At 74.9% G+C, this 685-nt stretch carries 1 protein-coding gene; it reads left to right on the top strand.

What is annotated here, in order from left to right; translation table 11 throughout:
• The coding region (locus tag ON43_RS35105) for an ABC transporter ATP-binding protein (protein ID WP_157514286.1) at positions 1–685 on the top strand (685 nt) is incomplete at both ends.

Raw genomic sequence — 685 nt, 5'->3', positions numbered from 1 at the left:
AGGATCGGCAGCCGTGACCCGGCCGCTGGCCTTCGCCGCCGCGGGTCTGACCAAGACCTTCGACGCCGTCACCGCCGTGGACGAGGTGAGCTTCGTGGTGCCCGCGGGCAAGGTGGCCGCGCTGGTCGGCCCGCACGGCGCGGGCAAGACCACCGTGGTGCGCATGCTGCTGGGCCTGCTGACACCCACCTCCGGGACCGCGAGCGTGGGCGGCCCGGGCTCGGGCGCGCGGGCCGGGCGGCAGGTGGTGGGCGCCATGCTGACCCCGCGCGGACTGCATCCGGCCCGGAAGGTGTTCCCGCAGCTGCGCGTATTCGCCGCCGCCGCGGGCGTTTCCGATGAGCGCGCGGAGGAGCTGCTGCGGCTGGTGCGGCTGGGCGAGGTCGCCGATCAGCGCATCGGCACCCTGCCCGAGGGCGTGAAGACCCGGCTGGCATTGGCCATCGCCCTGCTCGGCGATCCGCCGCTGCTGGTGCTCGACGATCCGGCCGCCGGACTCGATATCCGCGAAACCGCCTGGCTCAACGACCATCTGCGCGCCCACGCCCGCCGCGGCGGCACCGTGCTGCTCACCTCGCGGACGCTCAGCACCGTGCTACCCGTGGCCGACGAGCTCATCGTGCTGGACCGCGGCCGCATCGCCTACCAGGGCAGCCCCGCCCGGCTGCGCCGCAGCCACCCGGAT

It is taken from the genome of Nocardia concava NBRC 100430 (assembly GCF_000308815.1).
GTDB lineage: Bacteria > Actinomycetota > Actinomycetes > Mycobacteriales > Mycobacteriaceae > Nocardia > Nocardia concava.
The sequence above is the reverse complement of the archived record's forward strand: the minus strand, read 5'-3'. Positions and strand labels throughout refer to the sequence as shown.